General features: G+C 57.0%; 19 protein-coding genes and 1 tRNA gene. 3 read left to right on the top strand and 17 right to left on the bottom strand.

The window, feature by feature from the left end:
• Positions 1–40: 40 nt before the first annotated feature.
• The 9 genes from ACUIAI_RS03030 to ACUIAI_RS02990 all read right to left on the bottom strand — a co-directional run bounded on the left by ACUIAI_RS03030 (position 41) and on the right by ACUIAI_RS02990 (position 9,030).
• On the bottom strand, positions 41–1,030 hold the full coding sequence (locus ACUIAI_RS03030; protein WP_445342599.1) for a phosphatidate cytidylyltransferase: 990 nt from the start codon (positions 1,028–1,030) through the stop codon (positions 41–43).
• 26 nt (positions 1,031–1,056) lie between these two features.
• Positions 1,057–1,611 (bottom strand): ribosome recycling factor, encoded by a 555-nt coding sequence (frr, locus tag ACUIAI_RS03025; protein ID WP_445342598.1) that lies wholly within the window; start codon positions 1,609–1,611, stop codon positions 1,057–1,059.
• A gap of 114 nt (positions 1,612–1,725) precedes the next feature.
• Positions 1,726–2,481, bottom strand: coding sequence for a UMP kinase (pyrH, locus tag ACUIAI_RS03020; RefSeq protein ID WP_445342597.1), 756 nt, complete (start codon positions 2,479–2,481; stop codon positions 1,726–1,728).
• 228 nt (positions 2,482–2,709) lie between these two features.
• Complete coding sequence (gene tsf / locus ACUIAI_RS03015; protein WP_015021749.1) at positions 2,710–3,561, bottom strand: translation elongation factor Ts; 852 nt, start codon at positions 3,559–3,561, stop codon at positions 2,710–2,712.
• A gap of 27 nt (positions 3,562–3,588) precedes the next feature.
• Positions 3,589–4,458 carry a 30S ribosomal protein S2 gene (gene rpsB, locus ACUIAI_RS03010; protein ID WP_445342596.1) on the bottom strand — a complete coding sequence of 290 codons (870 nt, stop codon included), beginning with the start codon at positions 4,456–4,458 and terminating at the stop codon, positions 3,589–3,591.
• 221 nt (positions 4,459–4,679) lie between these two features.
• Positions 4,680–5,165 (bottom strand): peptide deformylase, encoded by a 486-nt coding sequence (locus ACUIAI_RS03005; RefSeq protein WP_445342595.1) that lies wholly within the window; start codon positions 5,163–5,165, stop codon positions 4,680–4,682.
• Positions 5,166–5,168: 3 nt separating this feature from the next.
• Entirely contained in the window at positions 5,169–7,151 is a 1,983-nt protein-coding gene (locus tag ACUIAI_RS03000) for an AMP-dependent synthetase/ligase (RefSeq protein WP_445342594.1), read from the bottom strand.
• 38 nt (positions 7,152–7,189) lie between these two features.
• Positions 7,190–7,744, bottom strand: a complete 555-nt coding sequence (locus ACUIAI_RS02995) for an Rv3235 family protein (protein ID WP_445342593.1) — start codon at positions 7,742–7,744, stop codon at positions 7,190–7,192.
• A 161-nt stretch (positions 7,745–7,905) separates the two neighbouring features.
• Positions 7,906–9,030, bottom strand: coding sequence for a GuaB3 family IMP dehydrogenase-related protein (locus ACUIAI_RS02990; RefSeq protein ID WP_445342592.1), 1,125 nt, complete (start codon positions 9,028–9,030; stop codon positions 7,906–7,908).
• Positions 9,031–9,193: 163 nt separating this feature from the next.
• On the opposite strand from ACUIAI_RS02990, the gene ACUIAI_RS02985 reads away from it, so the two are divergent.
• Together ACUIAI_RS02985 and ACUIAI_RS02980 are read left to right on the top strand one after the other, a co-directional pair.
• A complete protein-coding gene (locus tag ACUIAI_RS02985; RefSeq protein ID WP_445342591.1) occupies positions 9,194–10,423 on the top strand; it encodes an NADP-dependent isocitrate dehydrogenase in 1,230 nt (409 codons plus the stop codon).
• 211 nt (positions 10,424–10,634) lie between these two features.
• The gene (locus ACUIAI_RS02980) at positions 10,635–12,224 is read left to right on the top strand and encodes a hypothetical protein (protein WP_445342590.1); all 1,590 of its coding nucleotides are present in this window, start codon (positions 10,635–10,637) and stop codon (positions 12,222–12,224) included.
• Here ACUIAI_RS02980 and ACUIAI_RS02975 read toward each other — a convergent pair.
• From ACUIAI_RS02975 to arfA, 7 genes are all read right to left on the bottom strand, one after another.
• A complete protein-coding gene (locus tag ACUIAI_RS02975) occupies positions 12,194–14,020 on the bottom strand; it encodes an AMP-dependent synthetase/ligase (RefSeq protein ID WP_445342805.1) in 1,827 nt (608 codons plus the stop codon). The genes ACUIAI_RS02980 and ACUIAI_RS02975 overlap by 31 nt on opposite strands.
• A 118-nt stretch (positions 14,021–14,138) precedes the next feature.
• Positions 14,139–14,696: a M23 family metallopeptidase gene (locus tag ACUIAI_RS02970; protein ID WP_258334429.1), complete on the bottom strand. Its 558-nt coding sequence runs from the start codon at positions 14,694–14,696 to the stop codon at positions 14,139–14,141.
• A 608-nt stretch (positions 14,697–15,304) separates the two neighbouring features.
• Positions 15,305–16,363, bottom strand: a complete 1,059-nt coding sequence (locus ACUIAI_RS02965; protein WP_445342589.1) for a LacI family DNA-binding transcriptional regulator — start codon at positions 16,361–16,363, stop codon at positions 15,305–15,307.
• 152 nt (positions 16,364–16,515) lie between these two features.
• A complete protein-coding gene (locus ACUIAI_RS02960; RefSeq protein ID WP_110412751.1) occupies positions 16,516–17,415 on the bottom strand; it encodes a carbohydrate ABC transporter permease in 900 nt (299 codons plus the stop codon).
• A 1-nt stretch (position 17,416) separates the two neighbouring features.
• On the bottom strand, positions 17,417–18,343 hold the full coding sequence (locus ACUIAI_RS02955) for a carbohydrate ABC transporter permease (RefSeq protein ID WP_110412750.1): 927 nt from the start codon (positions 18,341–18,343) through the stop codon (positions 17,417–17,419).
• A gap of 60 nt (positions 18,344–18,403) precedes the next feature.
• Positions 18,404–19,774: an ABC transporter substrate-binding protein gene (locus ACUIAI_RS02950; RefSeq protein ID WP_258334427.1), complete on the bottom strand. Its 1,371-nt coding sequence runs from the start codon at positions 19,772–19,774 to the stop codon at positions 18,404–18,406.
• A gap of 56 nt (positions 19,775–19,830) precedes the next feature.
• Entirely contained in the window at positions 19,831–21,366 is a 1,536-nt protein-coding gene (arfA, locus tag ACUIAI_RS02945) for an arabinosylfuranosidase ArfA (protein WP_445342588.1), read from the bottom strand.
• A gap of 495 nt (positions 21,367–21,861) precedes the next feature.
• Between arfA and ACUIAI_RS02940 the strand changes: the two genes are divergently transcribed.
• Positions 21,862–23,025, top strand: coding sequence for an IS1249 family transposase (locus ACUIAI_RS02940; protein ID WP_445342580.1), 1,164 nt, complete (start codon positions 21,862–21,864; stop codon positions 23,023–23,025).
• Between the two features lie 183 nt (positions 23,026–23,208).
• Here the strand turns inward: ACUIAI_RS02940 and ACUIAI_RS02935 are convergent.
• Positions 23,209–23,281: transfer RNA gene (locus ACUIAI_RS02935), tRNA-Asn, on the bottom strand.
• Positions 23,282–23,329 lie beyond the last annotated feature (48 nt).

Below are 23,329 nucleotides of genomic sequence, written 5' to 3'. Positions count from 1 at the left end.
CAACCTCATCCTGTATCAGTCATCCGACCATCAATTCCGGTCACAGGCCGGTAGTCAAAAGAACCAGTGTGATGAACGGTGCGGACATGAGGATGGAATCCACCCTGTCCAGCACCCCGCCGTGGCCCTTGAGCAGGTGGCCCATGTCCTTGATCCCCAGGTCGCGTTTGATCAAGGAGGCACTCAGGTCCCCGAGGGTGCCTGTGGCTCCGACCATGATGCCCATGAGCAGGGCGACCCACCAGATTCGTCCCCAATCCGCCATGGGGTAGGTGGCCGCAAAGATGACCAGGGCGCCGACCAGGCAGCAAAGCATGGAGCCTGCCAGACCCTCCAGGGACTTGCCGGGCGAGATGCGGGGCGAGATCTTGTGCTTGCCGAAGAGCGAGCCGAAGAGAAGACCGCCGATGTCGCTCAAGGCAGGCAGGAAAATCACCATGAAAGCATGTGCGGCGGGATGCCCGCCGAAGGTGGTGGGCAGGGTTATCAGACAGGCCAGAAGGGTGATGTAGACAACGGTCAGGAGGGTGACTCCCACATTGGCCAGGCTGCTTGACCGGCTCTCACCCTCTGCGGTGCCGTAGGAGGCGTCGGCCATGGTCTGAGCATCCTTGCCCGACAGCTTGGCGTTCACCGCCTTGAGCAGACGGCCGCCCAGACGATGGCTGCGGGTGGCCGCAAGGGCCCCGACCAGGGCAGTGATCAGAACACCGGCGGTCATGACCGCCACATGGTCCGGCGCGTAGAACGAGGCCAGCATGGTGGCCGCCGAGCATACCCACAGCTCGACCACCGGTATGTGCAGGCCCGCCGTGGCAAAGTCCACCCTGAGCTCCCAGAGCCCCAGGGTCATGAAGATCACGATCAGATAGATGAATGCGTCGATGCGCACCAGGATGCAGGCCAGGATGATGACCACCAGAAGCGCACCGGTAGCCACCGCCTGCGGCATGTTGCGTCCGGTTCGTTTGTTCAGGGTTGCGACGGCATCCTGACCTGCCTTCTCGGCAGAGCTTTCCTTGGTACTCATGAAGTGTGGATCCTCCCCAGGCGGGATCAGACCTCGAGGATCTCCTTCTCCTTGGCATCCAAAAGCTGGTCGATCGTGTCGTTCTTCTGCTTGGTGACGGTCTCCAGCTCCTTCTGCAGCCGGTTGCCCTCGTCCTCGCCCAGGTCGCCGTCCTTGACCTTGGCCTCCAGCTCCTCCTTGACCTTGCGCCGGATGTTGCGGACGGCCACCTTGCCCTCCTCAGCCTTGTTCTTGGCCAGCTTGACATAGTCCCGGCGGCGCTCCTCGGTCAGCTCGGGCATGGTGACCCTGATGACATTGCCGTCACGATTGGGGTTGACGCCTAGGTCTGAATCACGAATGGCCTTCTCGACTGCGCCTGCCTGGGAGGGGTCGAAGGGGGTAACGGCCAGGGTGCGGGGCTCTGGAACACCAATGGATGCCAGCGACTTGATGGGTGTAGGAGTGCCGTAGTACTCCACCATGATGTCGTTGAGGAAGGAGGGGTTGGCACGCCCTGTCCTGATACCCGAGAAGTTCTCCTTGGTCGCCTCGATGCTCTTGTCCATCTGCCTTCCGGCCTGGTCCACCACTGTGGTCATGATCTGCTCCTTGCTGTATGGACCATCCGCCTGTGGGCGCGAGGTCCGTCATTCTTATACTCTACGGCCATGGGGTCACAGGGGCCAAGCGGCACGGGGTGTGCCCGCTACCGGTCACAGGGTGCGATCGGGACCGCCGTGGACCAGGGTGCCCAGGCGCTGGCCTTTGAGCGCTCCGGTCACGTTGCCTTCACCCTCCAGTCCGAAGACACGGATGGGCATGTCATTGTCCCGGGCCATGGACAGCGCTGCCGCGTCCATGACGGCCAAGTTGTCCACCAGGGCCCGCTGGTAGCTCAGATTGGTGAACATGCGCGCAGAAGCCTGCTTGTGCGGATCAGCCGTATACACGCCGTCCACACCGTTCTTGCCCATAAGGACCTCGACGCAATGTATCTCCAAGGCCCGCTGGATGGAGACCGTGTCGGTTGAGAAGTAAGGCATGCCGGATCCAGCGCCGAAGATGACCACGCGTCCCTTCTCCAGGTGACGTATGGCTTTGAGCGGGATGTAGGGCTCGGCCACCTGGCCCATGGTGATGGCTGTCTGCACCCTGGTGGCCTGACCATCCTGCTCCAGGAAGTCCTGCAAGGCCAGGCAGTTCATGACTGTGCCCAGCATGCCCATGTAGTCACCGCGCGAACGTTCGATTCCGGCCTGACTGAGCTCAGCTCCGCGGAAGAAGTTGCCGCCGCCCACCACAATGGCCACCTGAACGCCGCCCTGCACCGCCTGGACGATCTCCTTGGCCACCCGCTTGACCACCTGCACGTCAATACCGACCTCGCCTCCCCCGAAGGCCTCTCCGGAGAGCTTGAGCAGCACACGACGAGGCGATGCTGGGTTTTGCGTTGAATCGGATCCGGTCATAAAAGCCCTTTCTCCAGACATGATGATGGGCGGAATACGCCGCTAATTAGGGTATCTGGGCTGGGCGACAATCCCTCCCTGAGCAGGCTCAGGGAATAGCCCCAAGGAATTGACCTAGGAAAAAGGGGAGCGGCCACGAAAGCCACTCCCCTACTATCAATACCGATCATCTACCTATTCCTCAGGCAAGATCAGGTAGAACAACCCAGGGCATTGCTGGTCTGCTAACTACTCCTCGTCGCCCTTGCCGACCTCGAGACGGGCGAAGGCCAGAGCCTTGCCGCCAGCCTGCTTGAAGAGGTCGCCAATGGTCTTGGAGGTGTCCTTGACGTACTGCTGCTCCAGCAGGACGGTCTCCTTGAAGAAGGCGTTCAGACGCCCCTCGACGATCTTGGGAATGATCTTCTCGGGCTTGCCTTCGGCCTGTGACTTCTCGGTGGCCACGCGACGCTCGGACTCCACCACGTCAGCCGGCACATCCTCGCGGCTGAGCCACTTGGGGCTCATGGCGGAGATCTGCAGGGCCACCTCATGGGCGACCTGGGCACCAGCCTCATCAGTGGCAATCATGGCCACGATGGATGGGGGCATCTCCACGGACTTGCGGTGGGCGTAGATCTCCACACGGGGACCTTCGACCCGGGCCACCTGGCCGACCTTGACGTGCTCGTGGAAGAGCGCACCAGCCTCCTCCACGGTCTCCTTGACGGTGCCGGACTTGGATGGAGCGGCATCGACCTGCTCGGCGTTGGAGGCATCAGCCTTGGCCACGTCGTCGATGACCTCCTGGCCGAACTCGACGAACTGAGGGGTCTTGGCCACGAAGTCAGTCTCAGAGTTGAGCTCGACGGCATAGCCGATCTGGCCCTGTCCGCCCTCGACGACGGTGGAGGCGATCAGGCCCTCCTGAGCCTTGCGGCCCTCACGGGCGCCTGCGGCCTGGATGCCGGTGGCGCGGATGATCTCCTTGGCGCGGGCCATGTCGCCCTCGGCCTCGGTCAGGGCCTTCTTAACGTCCATCATGCCGGCGCCGGTCTGATCACGCAGCTCCTTGATCAGTGCAGCGGTGATTTTTGCCATGAAACTCTCCTATCTAGACGCCAGATTTCAGGCGGCCTGATCGGCAGCGGGGGTCTCCTGCTGCGGTTGCGCAGGCTGCTCGGCCTGGGGAGCCTGAGAGGTCTCCTGGGCTTGCTCCTGTGGCTGTCCGTCCTTGTTCTCCAGCAGGTTCTTCTCCCACTCGGCCATGGGCTGGTCGGAGGCCTCCTCGGTCTTGGCGGCCTTGCCGGAGCGCTCCAGCAGACCGTCGGCCACGGCATCGGCCATCAGCCTAGTCAGCAGTTCGACGCCGCGAATGGCATCGTCATTGGCTGGAATGGGGTAGGTGACAAGCTCAGGATCCGTGTTGGTGTCCACCAAGGCCACGACCGGGATGCCCAGCTTGTTGGCCTCGGAGACCGCCAGGGCCTCCTTGTTGATATCGACCACGAACAGGGCCGAAGGGGTGCGGCTCATGTTGCGGATGCCGCCCAGCTGACGCTCCAGCTTGTCCTTCTCGCGCCGCAGGAGCAGGAGCTCCTTCTTGGTCAGCCCCGAGCCGTGCACGTCGTCGAAGTCCATCTCCTCCAGCTCCTTCAAGCGGCCGACCCGCTTGGTCACAGTCTGGAAGTTGGTCAGCATGCCGCCAAGCCAGCGCTCGGAGACGTAGGGCATGTTCACCCGGGTGGCCTGGGCCTTGATGGCCTCCTGGGCCTGCTTCTTGGTCCCCACGAAGAGCACGGTGCCGTTGTGGGCCACGGTCTGCTTGATGAAATCATAGGCCTGGTCGATCAGACCGAGCGACTTGAAGAGGTTGATGATGTGGATGCCGTTGCGCTCCATCAGAATGTACTGCTTCATCTTTGGGTTCCAACGACGGGTCTGGTGTCCGAAGTGGACGCCGGCCTTCAGCATTTCGCTCATGGTGATCTGTGCCATGTCCGTACCTTTCATTGTCGGTTATTGCCTGGCCATGTGCACCTGCGTGCAACTCCGAAGAGCCGACCGACACAGGACGTCGCGGACATGGCGCGAATTTACGGCGTGTGTTTGAGAATACTCTTGGCGCGCCTGCCCACCCGTGACAGCGGACCTGCGCAATGACACGCCGAATTATTATGATACCCGAGGCCAATGACCTCAGGTACCATGTTCGTCCTCTACCTACCGGCCGATCTCAGCTGTTGCATAGCCTTGCGGCGGACATCGCTCTCCAGCCGATCCACGTAGACATGGCCGTCCAGATGATCGCATTCGTGCTGGATCATCCGCCCCATGATGCCATGGCCTTCTAGAGTCACCGTCTTGCCGTCCAGGTCGATGCCATGGGCTCGGGCGTAGTCGGCCCGCCTGGTCGGATACCAGAGGTTGGGCAGCGACAGGCACCCCTCCTCGCCATACTGCTCGCCGGAGGTCTTGTCGATGACCGGATTGATGATGTAGCCCACCTTGCCGCCGATATTATATGAGAAGACGCGCAGGCCCACGCCAATCTGATTGGCCGATAGTCCTGCCCTGCCTGGATCGTCGACAGTGTCCACCAGGTCACGCACCAGACTGCGCACAGCCGGGGTGATGCTGGTCACAGGATCGCAGGGGGTACGCAAAACCGGATCGGGAACCACTCTGATTGTACGAATCGCCACTGCCTACTCCTCGTCATCCCGGCCGTCGCGGCCGTCCTTCTCGTCCTCCGGGGCTGCTTCCTCCTCCTGGCGGCCTTCACGCTTGCGTCCGGTCATGCTGGCCAGGGAATCGCTCATGGTGGTCCGTGCCCTGCTGACGATGTCATTCTCCTTGACAGCGGGTTTGACTGGCGTCCTGGGCGCATAAAGGACCTTGTCCACAAGTTCGGCATACTGACGGAGCACCTCGGGGCGCACTACCTTCAGGCTGGGGGTCAGGGTACCGTCCTCCTGGCTAAAGTCCTTGTCCAGCACCAGGAACTTGCGCACCGACTCGGCCCGTGAGACGTTGCAGTTGGCCTTGTCTACATACTGCTGGATGAAGGCATGGATAGCATCGTTATGGCTGGCCTGCTCCATGCTCATATCAGCATCTAGGCCCTGGGAAGTCAGCCAAGATTTTAGCATTCCGGCATCCAGAGTGACCAGGGCACCAACGAAGGGTCTGCCGTCGCCCACGACCACGGCCTGGGAGACTATCGGACAGGTGCTGATTACATCCTCCAAAGGCGCCGGGCTTACGTTCTTGCCGCCGGCTGTGATGATGACATCCTTCTTGCGGCCAGTGATGAAGACGAAGCCCTGGTCGTCGATTTGGGCCAGATCGCCGGTATGCAGCCAACCGTCCTTGTCAAGTACGGTGGAATCCAGCTCGGGCTGGTGGTAGTAGCCCATGAAGACGCTGGGGCCCTTGACCAAAAGCTCATCGTCGTCGCTCAGCCTGACCGTGATGCCCGAGCCAGGTCGACCGACCGACCCAACTTCGTTGGCATCCTCGAAGTTGACAATGCAGGGGGCCGCCGTCTCGGTCATTCCGTATCCCTGAATGAAGGTAATCCCGTCGATTCCGTTGAAGAAGTGGGCCAGGTCTGCGTTCATGGGTGCGCCGCCGCAGGCCAGATAGCTCAGATTGGAGCCCAGGGCGGACTCGATCGTGTTGCCGACGGTCTTGGTGTAGAAGGCATGGGCCAGGCGAGTCAATGGCGAGTGGCCGCGCCCCTCCTGCTCATCCTTGGACCACTTGACGAAGTGCCTGGTGGCCTTGGCAAAGACCTTGCCTGCCAGACCTGCACCGGCCTTCTGTGAAGCGGCATTGTAGACCTTCTCGAAGACGCGTGGCACACCCAGCAGATAGGTGGGCCGGAAGGTGCGCAGGTCAGTCAGCAGGTGTTTGGCGTTAGAGACGTATCCGACCACGCCTTGAGCGCCTATGGCCACGTACTGGATGTAACGGGCGAAGCAGTGGGCCAGGGGCAGGAAGAGCATCAGGCGGGAGGGGGCTGCCAGCATGTGGTAGAGCACATCCCAGCCCACGAAGACGATGTGGACAAAGTTCCGGTTGGAAAGCATGGCGCCCTTGGGCTCACCGGTGGAGCCCGAAGTGTAGACGATTGTGGCAAGATCGTCGGCCTTGACCTGGGCGATGGCCTGATCCAGGCGTTCGTCGTCAATCCCCTGGCCGAATTCGCTGACTGCATTCAGACCCCCCGCCTCGAAATTGAATACATACTTGAGCTTGGGCGATGACCCCCGGACCTGCTCAAGAATCTGCGCATGCTCCGAGTCGCCGGCAAAGGCCAGGACGCAGTCCACATCCTGAACGATCTTCTGGGCCTGGCTAGGCGAGTCGGTCTCATAGATGGGCACAGAGACCGCCCCGATGGCGGCACAAGCGAAGTCCGTGACTCCCCAGTCGTAGCTAGTAGAGGCATAGATGACTACGGTGCTGCCTTTTCTCACACCCAGGGCCATCATGCCTTTGGCCACGGCGCGAACCCGTGCGGACATCTGCCCGGCCTTGACATCGTGCCAGTTTCTGGTCATGGGATCCTGCCACTGGGCAACCAGCTCCTCAGGATCGCGAGCGGTGCGTTTTGCCAGGAGTGAATAGATGGTGTCCTTGTCCGTCGTCGGGTGTTGAAGCTCGACCGTATATTCACGCAACATACCCACCATCATATGGGTCAACCCGCCAAAGCCGCCGCCTAGCCCATGTCGAAGCGCACACAGACCCAGCGCGAACCGCTTCTGGCGACAATCATGTTGGCCAGCACAGTGCGCTCGCCGACCAGGAATCTGATGGTGGTTTCGTATCGGTCGCGGTCCACGCGGTAGATCTCAACCAGGTTAGGAATCAGCGGTAGGTATGTCATGCCGGTATGATCTGCAGTGCGAACCATGCCTAGATGCCGATCATGCAGCAACCGGGCCAGCAGGGCCAGCCGTTCCATGCATACGCGGTTGAGCACACGATCCAGGCTCTTCATCGGCAGACGGCCCCGCAGCACATCGAAGACCCTGGAAGCCAATGCACACAGGTTGACGAGAATTCGCTTGAGACTCCCAGGCAGTCCCTCATTCTCAGCAACATCTCCCGGTCGGACGAAATTGACCGTTCGCACTGTCAGATTGATGTCGCCAAGTCCAAGCGGCACTTGCGTACAGGTGGACGGCCACCAGCCGTCGAACTCCTGTTCTGTTGGATCCTCGTTTGCCTGCTCACTATCCCAGGCCGGTGCTAGATCCATATAATCCGTCATACTTCTCTCCTCGCACTTCGACGTGCATGCTCCCCCTCCCATGCAGGCGAGGCGCAGCGAGCTACTGACGCAACGACAGCGATTACGTTCAGAGCAGGAATGCGCAGAGGGATTTAAATGTAAGGGTTATAAATAAATAGGCTGTGAATGTCTTCTTCTGCTTAGCTGCGGGGAGCAGGAGTCACTGCCACACGGCACTTCTGGAAGTTCTTGACATCCACGTAGCCGGTGGAAGCCATGGCTCGCCGCAGAGCGCCGATCAAATTCAGACTGCCATCGGTGCGATCACTGGGTCCGAAGAGTATGCGCTCCAGGCTCCCCACCTGGCCGACCTGGACCCTGCGACCCCTCGGCAGCTCAGGATGATGGGCCTCGGCTCCCCAGTGCATGCCCTGACCGGGAGCATCGGTAGCCTTAGCCAGAGGCGTGCCCAGCATGACCGCGTCGGCCCCCATGGCCAAGGCCTTGACAAAGGACCCCGAGGTGCCGGTCTCACCGTCGGCGATGACCTGAACGTAGCGTCCGCCGGACTCATCCAGGTAGTCGCGACGCGCCTCAGCCACATCCGAGATGGCCGTGGCCATGGGGGCCTGAATGCCGATGGTGGCGGAGTCAGTTGAGGAGGCTCCCCCGCCGAACCCGACCAGGACCCCAGCAGCACCCGTGCGCATCAAATGCAGGGCAGCCTGGTAGGTGGCGGCCCCGCCAACGATGACCGGAACGTCGAGATCGTAGATGAACTTCTTCAAATCCAGGGGCTCATGGCTGGTGGAGACATGCTCGGCCGAGACCGCCGTTCCACGGATAACGAAGAGATCCACGCCCGCATCAACCACCGTGGTGTAGAACTCCTGCGTGCGCTGAGGGGACAGAGCCCCGGCCACTGTGACCCCGGCCTTGCGAATCTCCTGCAGGCGGCGGGTAATCAGCTCTGTCTTGACCGGCTCCCGATAGACCTCCTGAATGATCCCAGTCGCTTGCTCCGGCGAGGCATGGGCTATCCGGTCCAGCTGCGGACGCGGATCCTCATATCGGGTCCACAATCCTTCCAGGTCAAGCACACCCAACCCGCCTAAACGTCCCAGGGCGATTACCGTCTCCGGACTGCTCACCGAATCCATGGGCGCCGCCAGCAAAGGCAGATCGAACTCGTAGGCATCCACCTGCCAAGCCGTGGAGACATCCTGGGGATCCCTAGTCCTCCTTGAGGGGAGTATGGAGACATCGTCGAGCGTGTAGGCGACTGTAGCCTTCTTGCCGAGACCAATTTCGAATTCCTGTGTCATGTCTGTCAGCCTAGCGCCTCATGATGACGCTCCGGCGTGCTACGAACGGGTTACGAGCAGGGGAACAGAGAGTAACAAACTTGGGATAGAACTGTTCGCGAGCGCAATTGCGGCATCGGGAGCAGGATCCGGCCCCCGACCCGCCGACCGATAGGAGGCCGCCATGGACAAGATCGCCGTGAAGGGACGCATCGTCGAGCTCGACGGTGACGAGATGACCCGGGTCATCTGGAAAATGATCAAGGAACGGCTGATTCTGCCCTATCTAGACGTGGACCTGGATTATTATGACCTGGGCATCCGCAACAGGGATGCCACCGACGACAAGGTCACCGTGCAGGCGGCTCAGGCCATTCAGCGCGAGCACGTGGGAGTCAAGTGCGCCACCATTACCCCGGACGAGGCCCGCGTAAAGGAATTCGGTCTCAAGCGCATGTGGAAGTCGCCCAACGGCACCATCCGCAACATCCTTGGCGGAACCATCTTCCGCGAGCCCATCGTCATCGACAACATTCCCCGGCTGGTTCCCGGATGGACCAAACCCATTGTGGTGGCCCGCCATGCCTTTGGCGACCAGTACCAGGCGACTGATTTCACCGTTCCCGGGCCGGGAAAGCTAAGCGTCGTGTTCGCTCCTGATGACGGGAGCAACCCGGTGAACCGACAGGTGACCATCTACTCAGGTCCGGGCGTGGCTCAAGTGCAGTTCAACCTTGATGATTCCATCCGCGACTTCGCGCGCTCCTGCTTCAACTATGCCTTGCAAAGGCACTATCCGGTCTACCTGAGCACCAAGAACACCATCCTCAAGGCCTATGACGGTCGGTTCAAGGATATTTTCGCACAAGTCTACGAGCAGGAATACCAGAGTCGGTTCGAGGAAGAAGGACTGACCTATCAGCATCGGCTGATCGACGACATGGTGGCCTCCTCGCTCAAGTGGCCGGGCGGATACGTCTGGGCCTGCAAGAATTACGATGGCGATGTCCAGTCCGATGCAATAGCTCAAGGGTTCGGGTCTCTTGGCCTTATGACCTCCATGCTGATGACGGCCGACGGGCAAACTGTAGAAGCCGAGGCTGCCCATGGGACCGTGACCAGGCATTACCGGCGCTGGCTCAAGGGCGAAACCACCTCCACCAACCCGATCGCATCCATTTTCGCCTGGACCGGCGGTCTCAAGCAACGGGCTCGACTGGATGATACGCCCAAGGTAGCTTGGTTTGCGCAAACTCTGGAATCTGTAGTTATCGATACTGTGCGCTCCGGCCGCATGACCAAGGACCTGGCCAGCCTGGTCGGTCCTGATCAGCCTTGGCTGGACACCGAGGACTTCATGGATGCCCTGAACCATGCCCTTGCCGAACGTATGGCTTCAGCTGTGGCGGACTAGCAGGTCGGCAGACCAGCCGAGCAAATAAAGCGCCGTCTGCTTTCTCCACTGTATGCAGTTAAATCGCTCGGATCAGTCTTGACCATCTGCTCCTTGACGAGAACCGTGGGCGCAAAATCATCGACGCTTCATGCGCTCCTGTCCGAGAGCCCATAGAATGGTTGCTCGGGACCCGGCCATAGTCGGGCTCTGTCGGGACTAAGGAGCGAATGTGAAGAAGACCGGCTTTGCACGGCATTTGTCCGGCTTGCTGGCCCTGCTGGCATGCCTGGTCATAGTGGCATCGACTGGTGCTTGCGGTCCGGCCCTAGGCAAGGGGGAACAGTCCCCGAGCGCCCCGCAGAGCCTGGCTACTCCTACTGCCGCTGCCGAAGTACCCGGTACGGTGGCCATTTTCACCCCCTCTGACGGCATCACCCTTTCCCAGCACACGCCCATCAATAAGTGGGCCGCTCTGATTCCTGAGCTCAAGGCGGCACTGTCCAAGGAGCATCTTTCCAGCAAGCGCATCGATGCCTACACCAGTGGGAATCTTGAGGATCAAAGCAAGGAACTGCAGGATTACGTGGTCAACCGTCTTTCGGAGCGCAAGGCCGGAAAGAGCTCAGAGCCGACCACACTGGTGGTGGCACCCATGACCTCGCCAGACTCCATTACCCGCCAGTATGGCGACTATATCAGCAAGTCACTGGATGCCGATGCCAAAGACAAGGCACGCTCACGTCTGGTCTCGTCTCTGCGTCTGGCTGCTGGAGCGGGCATGCATGTGGTGCTAATGGCCAACCAAGTGCCGGGCATTCAACCGGATCTGTTCGTACAGTTGTCTGACGCACGGGCCATTGGTCAGATGCAGGCGGAGAAACTGGCCAGCAAGCTGGAGCTGGACAAGGCCAGCAAGGACAACCCCTGCCGCATCGAGATTCTGTTGCCGAACCGCCCGGCCGATGCATCCTCTGCTGACAAAGGTGCTGAAGCCAGCCGGGCTGAGCAGGGCCAGCAAGAGGATCAGAATTCCTTCCCCTCCCAGGCCTTCGCCGGAATCTGGCAGGTGCTAGGGCCATATTTCAAGGATGGACGGGCGGACAGTCCCTCGGGACGCCTGCAGGCCGACAGTACCGAGCAGGACTGGCAGGCTGTCGCCTTCGATCCAGGCAAGGATGCCTCGGCTACAGGTAAAGAACTGGCATCCCGCCTATCCATGAACGACGGCGCTAAATCTCACACCGAGGTAGACGGCATTCTGGCCATGAACGACTTCATCGTTTCCGGAGTGGTCTCTGAGCTCAGGGATTTGGGATATCGCGGTTCGTCGGCGGACGTCAACCCGGAGATCTCCATATCCGGCATCGTGGGATCCATGGCCGGCCGTCAGGATCTGCACCGTCAGCGCGTGCCCAAACCCGCCCACAGCCCTGCAAACCAGAATTCGACGGGATCGCAAACGGATTCTTCACAAGCCACGGGCAAGACCCAAGAATCCACGTCCTCCGACGACCACACCGCCTGGCCCATCATCAGCGGATATGGCGCCTACGTGGACAACATTCCCCAAATCGTGGACGGGCAGCAGTGGATGACCGGGCTGGAGGACAGACTGGGGCTTGCGGCTGATATTGCCAAGGCCTGTGTCAGTCTCAACAGCCAGGGCAAGGTGCCAGCCATGGATACAATCCAGACCGTCAACCAGGACGGCAAACAAGTGCATCGTCTGTCAAGACCTTTGGTTGCGGTTTCGGCCTCCAACCTCAAGGCGACGCTGATTGATACCGGCTACATCAAACCTGCTGATGCTGGTCTTTGAGCATAGATCTCCTGCTCGATCCGATCCTCATACCGCTTGAGAACCTCCTGACGGCGGGGCTTGTATGACGCGGTCAGCAGACCGTTTTCACGAGTGAAGTCCTGGTCCAGAATCAGATAGCGGCGGATGCCCTCGGCCCGGGATACCTGGGCATTGGCCGCGTCCACTGCACGGTCGACCTCGGTGCGGATGATGGGGTTCTCCCCAGCTGCAGCGGCCTCTTTCAGGGGCTCAGCGCCCTGGTCCCGCAGCCAGCGGTCGACCTCCTCGGAATTGAGAGTGATCAGGGCCGAAATGAATGGCCTGCGGTCTCCGATGACCATGCAGTGGCTAATGATGGGCGAACGTTCAACAGCCGTCTCCAGAAGCATCGGCGAAATGTTCTTGCCTCCAGCAGTAATGATGATTTCCTTACGTCGGCCAGTCAGCCGAACGAACCCGTCCTCGTCCAGACTGCCCAGATCGCCAGTCAGGAGCCAGCCGTCGCGAATCTGCCTGGTGGTGATTTCTGGATGGTTGTGGTAACCCATGCACACGTCGGGGCCTTTGACGCAGAGCTGGCCCTCCTGGTCGATACCCACAGTGATGCCAGGCATGGGAAGGCCGATGGTTCCCAGCCGGTAGTCCTTGGTGGGGTTGACCGTCACAGGACCCATGGTTTCGGTCATGCCATAGCCCTCCAGCAGGGGCAGGCCTATGCCGTTGAAGAAGTCAGCAATGTCCCTCTCCAGTGGAGCTCCGCCCGAAATGGCATACTTGACTCGGCCGCCCAATGCCTCCAGGATGGGATCGTAGACGGTGCCCGTATACATGAGGTGCTTGGTCTTCAACGACATGGGAACGCGGGTGCCGTTCTGCTGATGACGGGACCACTGCCTGGCCACTCCTGCGGCATCCAGGAAAATCCTGCCCATGGCGCCTGTTCCTGCTCGCTGGGAGGCGGCGTTGTAGATCTTCTCAAAGATTCGCGGCACAGCCAAAATGAAAGTGGGCTTGAAGGTCTGCATGTCCTGCAGCAGATTGCGGATGGACCCCGTAAGCCCCAGGGTGAGATCCGTGGAAATGGCGAAGAACTGCAAGCAGCGGGCGAAAGCGTGTGCCAGAGGCAGGCAGAGCAGAAGCCGTCTACCCTCACCCAAGCAGATGTCAGGTACCGCCTGAGCACCCGAACGGACGGTGAAGACAATGTTGCTATGACTGAGCTCTATGCCCTTGGGCTTGCCCGTAGAGCCTGAAGTGTAGACAATAGTGGCCAGGTCGGAGCCTTGCACCGAGTCGGCTCGGGCTTGGAAGTCCGCCTGGTCCACCGCCTGTCCGTAGGCGGTTAGAGTGGTCAGCGCTCCTCTGGTAATCACATACAGGTCGTTCAGATAGGCGCAGTGGGACCGGACAGCGTCCACACGGGCCCTCATGTCGTCATCCTCCAAAAAGGCCATACCCACATGAGAGTCGTTGAAGATGCGCCGAATCTGATCGGGAGAGTCAGTCTCGTAGACCGGCACTGTCACCGCTCCGATGGACAGGATAGCCATGTCCAGGGCAGTCCACTCCCATCGGGTGTGCGAGACGATGGCCACCGAGTCCCCTTGGCCTATGCCCCGGGCCATAAGCCCTTTGGCCAGCGCGACAACGCGGTCCCGGAACTCACGGGCAGTGATGGTGCTCCACTCACGTCCGCTCCGGTATTCGATCAAAGGATCGTCCCCCAGGCGTTCAACCCTGTCCTCAAGCAGGGAAAAGACGCTGGCATCAGCATCTATCGGCTCCTCAAGCGGACGCGTGAATTCTTGCTGCATGTTCTGCATGACCACTCCCTGCTGAAACGGCGTTATGCTTAACGATTCTAACCGCTTCCCCAGGCTGGCGATATACCCGGCTTGCAAACGCGCGAGTCCTGCAAGCAAAACCACATTCCTACAAAGGCTTGAGACGAATGCGATGCCATCCGACCCTGGCGCCGGGATCCAGATAACGGCCTTGATCGTCTTTCAGTCCCCAGTGAAGACACTCCTGAGCACAGTGGTCGGAAATCCCTTCTACCTTTCCCCAGACTGTGCCGGCTTGCAGCCGGGTTCCCGTCGGCAAAGAGCTCTGAGCGGGCTCATAAGTGGAGGTCAGGTTGCCGTGACGAATGGAGACCACGTCCTTGCCTGCTACGGAACCTGCGTAAGCGATGATGCCGTCTGCCGGAGCACGGATTCGTCTGCCTTGCTTCGTTGTCAGATCTATCCCACGATGACCGCTCAGCCATGGACGATCCGGAGGATCGTAGAGGCGCATTACCTGCGGGGCGGCCTTATCTTTCGGGAGAGGTTCAAGAGGCCACAGCCAGCCCCGGCGGCAGGCTGCGGTTGTTGGAGTAACTTGACCGTTCTGCGCCGGGGCTGCAGCCGAAGGCAGGGTCGGCGCAGGCTGAGCCGTGACGGTTGCTGTAGGCCCTGCAGCCGACAGGACCAGCGCCAGCGTCAACACCAGCAGTGTCCTCGGAAACCAAGGGGGCCGACAGCCGGAAGGCATGATGGGCATCCGGCCGGTAATGCGCCTTCTGCCCTTGTTCTTATGGTCACGCGCACAGGCCATAGTCGCACCTTCATTCCGTCATCGTGGATGCCCGGATTGGGCCTCCACCATCATGATGGACTAGATGCCGAAACCTCGGGAATCGAGCAGGGACATGTGGTCGAACATGCCGTCGTCCACAGCACGTCTGTCAAGAAACCAAAAAACGATTACTCATGCAAAAATGCCAAGTTTGGTGGAAAATGACTTATTAAAAGTGCTGACTGATCTTGTATTATGTAAACCGTAAATCCTTTTAGGCAAGGTGCATACGGCCACGTTAATCGATATTGAATGCAGATATACCTTTACTTTTACCGCATCTAGCGTAGATATGCAAAAAAGAAACTTCTGCTAGACTACCAAAAAGAATTGAAAATCTAAGATCAGTCAGCTGGATAGAAGATCAGGCTCAAACCGAACTCACCAGAAGCTGCTTCAGCAGATCATTTCGTTTCTGAGAATTATTCGAGTTACATCGAAGGATTCAGCCGCCTCGGCTTGACTTGTTGGAGTTGCTGCTACAGTCTTTTGTCTTTTGGAAAAGTCAGGGTTGAATCACGCTCTACGAGCTGAAAATCAGTCACAAAGGTCCTCGGCTTGCCCTTGTACCCATTGATGCGCTCAACCAACATATCAATTGCATGCTCAACGTAGTCATTCAGGCTTGGATCTATGGTGGTTAGCGATGGAGTCGAGTAGGACGACTCAGGTACATCATCGAAACCCACAACCTGGACGTCTTCAGGAATGCGTATTCCCTCGTTCTGCAAGCCATGCAATGTGCCCAGAGCCATGGCATCTGTCAGACAGATGATTGCATCCGGTCGTATTCCTTTGGACAACATTTGCGTCACAACTTGTACACCACTGACTCCTTCCATCCAATCCTTGGGTAGAAGCATCCGCCAATCTACGGATAGTCCTCGCTCTTCGAAGGCCTCGATATAGCCTCTTATCCGCAGCTCCTGCGTCCCTTCAGTGGCACACATATATTCATTGCGTGTCTTTGGTTTTTCCGGTGCACCAAATACGGCTATATGACGGCATCCCATATCGAGCAGTCTGCCTGTGACATACCGAATGGCTCTCGTATTAGGCATGGTCACCCAGTCAACCCGATCATAGGATTCGTAATCACCTGCTAGAACGATCGGATATGGCTGATCGAGGATGATGCCCTTGTTTTTTAAAGGTTGATCTGAAAAAAGCAGCCACCCATCTGCTGATAGTTTGGTGATTTCATCCATGATGACAGGCAGACCTGATCCATCCGATCCATAAGTGCTGATTACTGTTCCATATCCATGTTTTCGCGATATGTCTATGACTTTATCTGCCAAGTAAGGGGCAAATGGCTGTGAAAAATCGAAAATTGCCAAACCTATCAGTTTAGTGGCGCCTATTTTCAATGAACGGGCCGATACATTGACCATATATCCAAGTTCACGAATAGACTCCTGCACACGTTTCCTGGTGGAATCACGCATGCTGCCAGTGCCATTGATGACGTTGGACACCGTTTTAATGGAAACACCAGAATGCCTGGCTACATCCTTGATAGTCACTCTGGATGTCAATAGAGCCCCTTACCAATCGGCAGTTACACATATTCCGAATCCACACAACTCCACATTGTGGAATCATGCGAATCCGGAATATGCGACAATATTTTTATTTTCAGTTTATCTCAACAAGAACATATAGTCTGAATACCAAGTCCTTCCTTGGATCATGATTTGACTGATCCAGCCGTCAATCCTCCTACCCAGTACCTTTGCAGGAAGAGGAAAGCCAGAACCATGGGAATAATGGAAATGAAGGCGCCTGAAGTCACCAGATTCCAGATCTGTTCTGATGCTGCTCCGGCCTGGGATTTTGTCTGCCACTGTGTCAGTCCAACCGTAATCGGGAATAGTTTTGGATTAGTGAGAACTACCTGAGGCAGGAAGAAGTTGTTCCAAGCACCGACAACGGAAAGCAGAAAGACTGTAGTAATTGCTGGGGTCATAATCGGCAGAGAAACTTGTGTAAAGGTTCTCAGCTCACCAGCCCCATCAACTCGAGCCGCCTCAATCATTTCATCGGGTAGGGATTGCATGCAGTAGATTCTCATCAAGTAAACACCCATTGGATTAAGCAGGGACGGCAGGAGCACGGCCCAAATGGTGTTGGTCATACCAATGTCAGACATTAGCAGGAACGTCGGTATCACCAAGGCTGTCGATGGGATCATCAAAGCACCGAGAACGATGTTGAAGTACAGATTTCGCCCACGGAATCTGAACTTGGAGAAACCATATCCAGCCATAACCGCCACTACTGTGGCGCCGAACCCTCCTACAAGAGCGTAAAGGAAGGAGTTGAAAATCCAACGCCAGTAAATACCATCCTGATAGGTCGTAAGCTGACTTATGTTCTTCCAAAGGTCGAAATCCTTATCGAACCACATAGAGCCATGGGCGCCGAAGAACAATCCCGAATTTGACTTTGTGGAAGCGACGATCAACCACCATACAGGCAAAAGGAAGTAGACCATGGCCAATATCAGTACTACATAAACGAAAACGCTGGTATTCCCCTGAATGCGTTTGGCGCTTCTGCGAACACCGCTTGTTCTTGTGGCTGACATGTCAGTCCTCCAATCCAGACTGATTGCGAGTCAGTCTCATGAACAAAACGCTGAATATCACCACGACCAGTCCCAGCGCAAATGAAACTGTGGCGGAGTAGTTGGTCTGGTTGTAATTGAAAGCAAGAGCTTGTGCGTACATATTGGGCGTATACTCCGGCGGTATGACCGTCGGCGCCTGATTACGCAGAATGGTGGGTTCAGTATAGAACTGCAGGGTGCCGATAAGCGAGAAGATAGTCACCATGACCAATGATCCTGAGACCATTGGCACTTTGATCCTTGTAGCAATCTTCAGTTCTGATGCCCCGTCTATTCTGGCCGACTCGTAGAGTTCATGCGGAATGGACTGCAAGGCCGAATACAAAATCACCATGTAGTAACCCGTCCATTGCCAAGTCACGACATTGACCAATGAACCGAAGATGCCGTTAGCAGTGAGGAATCCGGGGGTCTGCATTCCAAACAGCCCGAATATCGTAGTAAACGGGCCCATATTCTTGGAGTACATAAATCCCCACATCAACGCACCGATGACACCAGGTATTGCATAAGGCAAAAAGATAACCAGCCGGGAAACTGAGGCAAACTTGTTCTTAAAGGAGTCTAGGAGCAGAGCGAATATCAGCGCCAGTCCCAGCTGGATCGGAACCATGACAACGGTGTAAAGAATAACGCGGCCCATGCCGACCAGGAATATCGAGTCAGTAAAAACGCGCTGATAATTGGCGAACCCCGAGAAGGACTCCCCTTTGACCTGTGTGTAAGTGAACAATGATACATAGAATGCATAAGCCAGCGGTATCACAAGAAACAGCAGAAAGATGACCCCAAAAGGAGCAGTGAAGAACCAGCCCCACATCCCTCTATGACTGCTGCCGACATTGGATTTCGTCTTTCTGGGCTTGCCTATTGCGTTCGAAGCCATTTCAGAACCTCCTAAAAAGGAGGGATACCGATAACGACATCCCTCCAATTAAATGAGCAGTCACTCTACGGTGAAACCTTGCTGCTTTGCATAATTGTTCAGCTTGGTTTCAAGAGCCTTCAAGGTCTCCTTGCAATCATCACCTTTCTTGACAATTGCTGAGAAAGACTTGGTCTGTTCGTCATAGGCATAAGTCTGGAAGGGCAGGAACTCGTCGCCCTTCCAAGCGTCTGCCACAGGAATGGTGACTTCATTGGACTTCTGGTTGCCCAAGAATGGCTCTTGCATGTTCTTGAAAGCGTCAGATGCAAGCTGCTTCTTCCAGGACGGGAACAATCCGCCATCGGTGACACCAATATGCTGTGCTGTATCCGAATCGAACAGATCGTGAGCAACGCTGGCCGCTGCTTTGGTGTCTTTGGCCTGATCAGTCACAGCCCAAGCTGATCCTCCCTGGTTGACCTGAGGCGTGGAGTCATCCCAAACCGGCGCCTTATAGATCCTGAAATTGCCACCTGAGGAGTTATCCAAGCCCTTGATGTAGCCAGTCAGCCAGGAAGCCTGAACATAGGCCGCATACTTGCCAGCAATCATATTGTTGTTCCAGTCGGTCGTATTTGAGTCCGTGGTGTCGACCAGCCCCTCCTTGACCAGGTTTTGCCAGTACTCAAGAACCTTCTGTACACCTGGGGTATTCAACTTGATGCCTACCTTGTCAGGCGTCTTTGACGAATACTTGTATACCTTCTCTCCAGCCTGAGCGAAGAGTGCAGGATTGACAGCAGTGCCGTTAGGAGCCCAATCGCTCAGGAACCCGTCGAAACCGGCAGCTTTCAGATCCTTGCCTGCCTGCTCGAATTCTTCCCAAGTAGTAGGAACCTTGACGTGGTACTTATCGAAAATGTCCTGACGTACATACATGACGAAGGGACCAAGATCGACAGGAACGCCGTAGACGGAGTTGCCGCCGCCCATGCTCACGCTCTTCCAGGCACCTTCCGTGTACTCCTGCTTGTGGTCATTCATGCCATACTTGCTGAGGTCGACCAGATGCTTCTGGGCACCCGCAACGAATTGCGGCATTGCTTCATACTCGAGCTGGATGATGTCAGGGCCGCCGGACTTGGCCTTTATTGCATTATTGAATTTGGTGTACTCAGGACCTCCCTGACCAGCATTCGTCCAGCAAACCTGAATGTCGTCATGGTTCTCGTTGTAGTCGTCAACTACCTTCTGAATGGCCGGGTACCAGGCCCATACGGTAACCTTTTGAGCATTCGGCTTCTTGACCTTGTTCTGGCACTGAGCATTGGCATTCGCGGTTTTATCGCTGTGCTCAGCCTGACTTTCATTCTTGGCTCCTCCGCCGCCGCCACAGGCAGCCATGGAAATCGCCAAGACTCCCGAGAGTGCCGCTGCAATGATTCTCACAGTTCTCCTCATTATTTCTCCTTTGAATATATGTGGAAACCAACAATTTTTAATTATCAATCTATGTGGATAGACGTCCACGAAACCGGGGGAAGTATGATGCTCAATTTACCGTTCTCAAAGGTAAAGTCCTTACGCGTCTGCAAACCAACACGCTTAGGATCTTCAAGCGTATTGCGAGCAGCAACATCCTTGTCATGGATGCTCTGAATAACCACTTTCCCGGCTTTATAGAGTCCAGAAACGTCGGAACGATACTCCACGCTCCGATCAAGACTGCGATTGACAACGAAAATAGTCAGTGAGCCATCGGCTCCTCTGACCACCACAGAGTCCGTCATCGGCACTTCGCCGTATTGACTAGTTTCGCATGAATCAGCATCTTCCTGAGATGCCAGCACACTGCCGCCCTTGGCGTATTTGGCAGTCAAGGCAAAGGGGAAGAAGATGGTTTGTCTCCAAGCAGGGCCACCGGGTTCTGTCATAATTGGCGCAATGACATTGACCAGCTGAGCCAGGCTGGCAGAATGAACGATATTGACATTCCTGAGCAAGGTGATCAGCAGATCGCCAAACACCACTGCATCCGCAACCGAATAAATATCTTCCAAAAGTCTGGAACCTTGAGGCCAGTTGCCTATGCCTACTGGAGGCTTACTCGGTTCTGCATCCTGATACCAGACATTCCATTCGTCGAAAGATATATAAACCTGGTGTTTGCTCTTGAGTCTGCCTCGAACCGCAGCTATGACCGAAGCCACATCGCGGATGAACCCATCCATATCGACGCCAGAAGCCAAGAAACTGGCCATATCGCGATTATGCGGCTCATAATAAGCATGGCAGGAAATGAAGTCGATTTGATCGTAGGCTTCCTCCAGTACAGTCCGTTCCCATTCACCAAAGGTAGGCATACTGTGCGAAGAGGAGCCACAGGCTACCAACTCCAGACCCGGGTCGATCATACGCATGGCCGTTGCAGTCTGAGTAACCAGCCTGGCATATTCGTGGGCAGTCTTGTGACCGACCTGCCAAGTCCCGTCCATTTCATTGCCTAGGCACCACATTCGAATTCCGAAAGGCTGCTCGCGGCCATTGCGTCGACGCATGTCAGACAAGGCCGTGCCAGAAGGAATATTGGCGTATTCAAGTAGATCAAGCGCCTCTTGAATACCCCGTGTACCAAGATTGACAGCTTCCATGAGCTCGTTGCCGCCTAATTCATCCAGCCAATCCGCCATCTCATGAAGACCGAATTCGTTGCTCTCGCCCGAATGCCAAGCCAAATCGATACGCTTAGGGCGTTCAGAGCGCGGCCCGACACCATCCTCCCAACGATAGCCGGAAACAAAATTCCCGCCAGGATAGCGGATGGCAGTGACGCCAAGCTCCTTTACCAAATCAATGACATCCTGTCTGAATCCCGCCTTGTTTGCAGTCGGATGGTTCGGTTCATAGATGCCGGTATAGATGCCACGACCCAAATGTTCGACAAAAGAGCCGAAAACGCGGTCGTTAATGGGAATGGACCTTGTCCCCGTGTCTAGAATCAATCGCGCCTTCCCAGGCTTTGATTGTTGCCGTTCTTCCATGGATCTGGTCTCCTTTCCCCTGCCTTCTCTTTACTTTAAGTAGTGCAGGGTCTTACGCTTTGAGTACAACGTTGTTTTCACTAGGAAATATGCAGTTGGGTCATAATCTACCTCGCTTTTCTTCGTGCAACCCTGCACATCACTTCGTATACTATACAACAAAAAGAAAAAGCATGATCCACAATACATACAACGTTGTTCTAATTGGCCTGAAAATACGCGCGACACACCATCTAAAGCAACACGATGCCTATCGGACTTGCTGGTTTTTATGGCTGCTGTGTCCGTAGACAAAGCTCCAGGCCGACTATCCACGACCATGGTTAAGAAAACACAGGAAGGCAGATTTCTGACCATCTTCAGGGCTATAGGAACTAAACGCGTTGTTTATGTTGGGGGTTTGGCCTTGTGGCTGTAAGCGTGTTGGGTGGTTGTTAATAGGTCGGGTTGTTAATAGGGGTCTTGCAGGGGTGCCCGTTCCTGTTCGATTGGGGAATGAGAACCAGATCGAAGAGGGCCAGGCATTGCCCCATATGCCATGGGCGGATGCGCAAGCATGGGCGCAACAGATCAGGCACGCAGCGCTGGATGTGTCCGTCCTGCTCGATCACGTCCACCGCGCGCAGGCAGGACCGGGCCCGCGCCGCGCAGTTGAGGGAGTTCCTGGACTGGCTGCTGACGGGCAGGACCCAGGAACAGATGGGGGCCATGGGCGCCAGGGCCTGGCGTAAACGGGTCGGCTGGTGCTGGAACATCAAGCCGGCAATCACACCGGACGGGGTGGTCCATCACACGCTCATGGCCGACGGCACGTATATGGCACACGGCTGGTGCCTCCTGATAGCGATCGACGGGCAGACGGGCCAGGTCATCGACTGGCAGTGGTGCCATCAGGAGAACACGGCGGCCTACACGGCCCTGTTCTCCCGCATCCCCGGGCCCGACGTGCTCATCACCGACGGCCTTCGCGGCGTGCAGAAAGCCTGCCATGCCTGCTGGCCGGGCACGCGCATCCAACGCTGCCTGGTGCACGTGCAACGCAACACCAAAACCGACCTGACACTCAAACCACGACTTCAGGCCGGCAAGGAACTCAAGCGACTCTCCGACCAGCTCACCCGGGTCCATACCATCGAGGAAGCGGTGCGTTGGGGTGAGGCCTTGAACGCCTGGCACGAAAGATGGAAAACCCTCATCGACGAACGCACCATGGCCAAGGACGACCCAGCCAACCCCAAAGCCAGCCACCAATCCTGGTGGTGGACCCACCAGGAACTCCGCCGCTGCTACCGCAGGCTCGAACACCTCTTCCAAGACAGGCAGCTCTTCGCCTTCCTGGAACCCGAACTCACCGCCGGCGGGCCAGTGGAACGCACCACCAACCGGCTGGAAGGAGGAGTCAACTCACCCATCAAACGCACCCTCCTGCAACACCACGGCCTACCCGAGAGCCACATGAGACGCGCCTGCGAATGGCACTGCTACATGAAAACCGACAACCCCGACCCCGCCAGCCTGATCAGGGACGAACACCACCAGCCACAACCAGCACCCAAACGGGAAACCAGACAGGAACAGGACGAGCCCGAACACTACGGCACCGCCATCAACTGGAACGAGTTCCACACACCAGTCAGATACCCCAACACCACACTCTGACCAACACACAACCAAACCCACACACAGAACCTAAAACAACGCGTTTAGTTCCTATAGGCCCATCTTCAATCAGCTAGTTAATCGAAACAAATAAGCTAGCCTATGATAACGGCAATCCTGTTCATTGCAAAAGCACGAATACGCCCACATATGGAAAGCCGCCGGCTAACCGGCGGCCATTAGCTCCCGCAGCTGGGCTTGAACCAGCGACATTTCGATTAACAGTCGAACGCTCTGCCAACTGAGCTATGCGGGAATGTCCCGTTCAACTCTTGCTGAACACAATTACCATACTATAGTCAGG

It is taken from the genome of Bifidobacterium sp. ESL0827, from assembly GCF_052606685.1.
Note: the sequence above shows the minus strand (reverse complement) of the source record. Positions and strands in the feature narration are given on the sequence as shown.